Genomic DNA, 3,178 nt, shown 5'->3' on the forward strand with positions numbered 1-3,178 from the left:
CCGACACTTCAGCACAGAGTTTGACCACTATGCACTTTTCTTCCAGGCAATCACTGGTCTGGGTTGCCAGCCAGTAATCAAACAGATTCATCAGGCGTTGCAGTGGCTCGACGTGCTGGTTACCCAGACAGTCGTTGATCATGACGTGGTAATCGTCGAAATATTCCTCCAGCAGCACCCGGCCAAAATCATCTTTGGATTTGAAGTAGTGGTAGAAGGAGCCTTTAGGCACCCCGGCGCTGTTAAGAATCTCATTTAGACCCACGGCGGCATAGCCTTTACCCAGAATGATATTCCGGGCGGAATCGATGATTCTCTGGCGAGTGTCGGCAAATCGGGCCTGTGTTTTTTCTGATCCCATGGGTGGGCACCTTAATACAGACTAGACCGATCGTCTAGTAACTTTTTTGATGGATGATAGAGCGTTTTATTCCCTGCGACGAAGCCAGCCTTTTAGTCGTGGTGGTTGGCCCGCTGGCGTATTAGCGAATAGCCCCAGGAACCGAGCGACAGAATGACATACAGTGCAATAATAAACATCAGCTGTCGGGGCTGATGCAAGGCTTCATAAGCCAGAATTAGCACAGTGCCCAACGCCAGGCCGACAATGGAGGTCAATGTTAACCACCTGGAGGAGCCTGTTTCATGCCGCATTCGGTCATTGGCCAACGCCATCAGCAGCGAGACTAACAGGAAAGTGATACTGCCGAATTCCAGGATTTCCTGCAGGTCCCCCGCAAGTATCAGCACAAAGGCCAGGCAGGACATGGCAATAATGGCATTGACGGGAATATGACCAACGCGTTTTTTCAGTATGGCAGGAAAGTATCCATCCGAGGCAATCACGGCCATCTGCCGTGAGGCACCGAACACTGTGCCGCTGATGGCACTGCTGGTAGCTAACAACGCCCCCAGAATAATCAGCTCCGTACCCCAGTGGCCCAACACTTTATTGGCGCCAGCTGCCAGGGCATATTCCTTGTTGTCGATAATATCCTGAAAGGGAATGGCCAGAATGGCACCCAGCGAAATAACCACGTAGATGAGCGCCGCCAGGAAGATTGCCGAATAAATGGCTCGGGGAATATTTCTTTCTGGCTGCTCCATTTCATTCACGGCATTCACCACCAACTGAAACCCCTCGTAGGCGACAAAGGTGATCGACGCCACCATCAGGATACTGAGCAGGCCCACATCCGTCGCCTCGGAAAACAGCACCGGCAAGGTAGTGTTGCTGTTGTTGATCAGCACAAAGGAGATCACCACCAGGATAACGAGCTTGCTGTACACCATAAGGTCTTCAATTTTCCCCATGCCCTTGACGCTCCAGACATTGATCAGGGTAAAGACCAGTAGCACGGCCCCGGCAACGGCTTTTCGCAACCAGATGTTATCCGCCTCGGCAAACCCGCTAATGGCGTAGGACGCGAAGGTGTAAGCGTAGAGTGCCAGGGTGCTGATGTAACCGAAGATCACCCACCAGCCGATGAGCGATGCGGCGAAGTGGGAGTCGGGATAGGTGCGTTTGTAAAACGAATAGGTGGCGCCCTCGTCCCGGTAGTAGACACCCAGCTTGATATAGGAATAAGCCGCCATGGCCGCCAGCACGCCACCAATACAAATGGCAATGGGCGTATAAGGGCCCACCATCGCAACGGACAAGCCGAGCACGGTAAAAATACCGCCACCCACCATACCACCCAGGGCGATAGCGATAAGCTCAGGAATACCGAGATTTTTACCTCTGGGCCGGTGACATGAGCGGTGTTTATGGTTGCCTAATCCCATCATGCTTTATCCACCAGGAGCGAACCTGCCTTATTCCCCGTCCTGGCGGTTTTTCATCATCGCCGCCAGATTTTCAAAAGGATTAAAGGTTGCTGCCTGCTTTTCCTTCTCCGGCATCACCTCACCGTAGCCCGCATCGAGGTATTTTGAATGCTCGTTGTCGTGACAGTAGAGGCAGAGTAACTCCCAATTGCTGCCATCGCCGGGATTATTGTCGTGATTGTGATCGCGGTGATGCACCGTCAGCTGGCTGAGATTCTGGCGGTTAAATTCCCGACCACAGCGGCCACAGACCCAGGGATACAGTTTAAGCGCCTGTTCCCGGTAGCCTTTCTCTCGAGCCTCGCGCGCCGCCCTGGCCTGGGCTACGGTTTGATCGAGTTTGTCTGAACGGTTGTTTGTCGACATGGTTATTCCTTGTAGTGTTGAGTCTGTGACGACCTCCGTAATTAATCAAGCACCTGCCTCTTTATCAACAAACTGTCAGCTGTCATCAATTATGCGAACTACAACTTTTCCCATCCCTGCAAACACGGTAATTTAGTTTCACCTGAACATAACCATAAAAGTGAGTCACCATGGCTTTGCCCACCCATGTTCGCATCGTCGAAGTTGGCCCCCGTGACGGGCTGCAAAACGAACCCCTCTCCATCAGCACCGATGTCAAAGTTACACTTATTGAAAAACTGGCCGCTGCCGGGGTGAGCTACATCGAGGCGGGAAGTTTTGTGAACCCCCAATGGGTGCCGCAAATGGCGGGCAGTGACGAAGTGTTTCAAAAGGTGTCCCGACAGCCGGGTGTGACCTACGCAGCACTCACACCCAACCTGAAAGGCTTTGAGCGGGCGCTGTCAGCAGGTGCCACCGAGGTAGCCATTTTTGCCGCCGCTTCCGAAACTTTCAGCCAGAAAAATATCAACTGCACCATCGATGAAAGCCTTGGGCGGTTTGAACCCGCAATGGCCGCCGCCAGGGATGCGAATATCCGCGTGCGTGGCTATGTTTCCTGTGTGGTGGGTTGCCCCTACGAGGGCGATGTTCCGCCTGACAAGGTTCGCCATGTGGCAGCTCAGTTGATGCAAATGGGCTGCTACGAAGTGTCCCTGGGTGACACCACCGGGGTCGGCACCCCCGCAGATATTCAGCGGGTAATTGATGCCTGCAGTGCGGAAATTCCCATCGAGCAGCTGGCCGTTCATCTGCATGACACCTACGGCCAGGCACTGGCAAATATTTATGCAGCCTTGGAAATGGGTATCTCTGTGGTGGATAGCGCCATCGCTGGCTTGGGCGGCTGCCCCTATGCCAAGGGAGCGTCCGGCAACGTGGCTACGGAAGATCTGGTTTATATGCTCAACGGCCTCGGCATTGAGCACGGTGTTGACCTTGG

At 53.6% G+C, this 3,178-nt stretch carries 4 protein-coding genes; 1 reads left to right on the plus strand and 3 read right to left on the minus strand.

Annotation, left to right across the window (positions count from 1 at the left end):
- The 3 genes from ACYZYZ_RS01740 to ACYZYZ_RS01750 form a co-directional block, all read right to left on the minus strand.
- Positions 1–361: TetR/AcrR family transcriptional regulator (locus ACYZYZ_RS01740; protein ID WP_461483022.1), on the minus strand; the 361-nt coding region annotated here is incomplete at its 3' end.
- Positions 362–453: 92 nt separating this feature from the next.
- Entirely contained in the window at positions 454–1,791 is a 1,338-nt protein-coding gene (locus ACYZYZ_RS01745; RefSeq protein WP_461483023.1) for an APC family permease, read from the minus strand.
- Between the two features lie 27 nt (positions 1,792–1,818).
- A complete protein-coding gene (locus ACYZYZ_RS01750) occupies positions 1,819–2,196 on the minus strand; it encodes a YajD family HNH nuclease (protein WP_461483024.1) in 378 nt (125 codons plus the stop codon).
- Positions 2,197–2,366: 170 nt separating this feature from the next.
- On the opposite strand from ACYZYZ_RS01750, the gene ACYZYZ_RS01755 reads away from it, so the two are divergent.
- Positions 2,367–3,178: hydroxymethylglutaryl-CoA lyase (locus ACYZYZ_RS01755; protein ID WP_461483025.1), on the plus strand; the 812-nt coding region annotated here is incomplete at its 3' end.

Origin of the sequence: Porticoccus sp. (assembly GCA_023261185.1) — a bacterium.
Lineage (GTDB): Bacteria > Pseudomonadota > Gammaproteobacteria > Pseudomonadales > Porticoccaceae > Porticoccus > Porticoccus litoralis.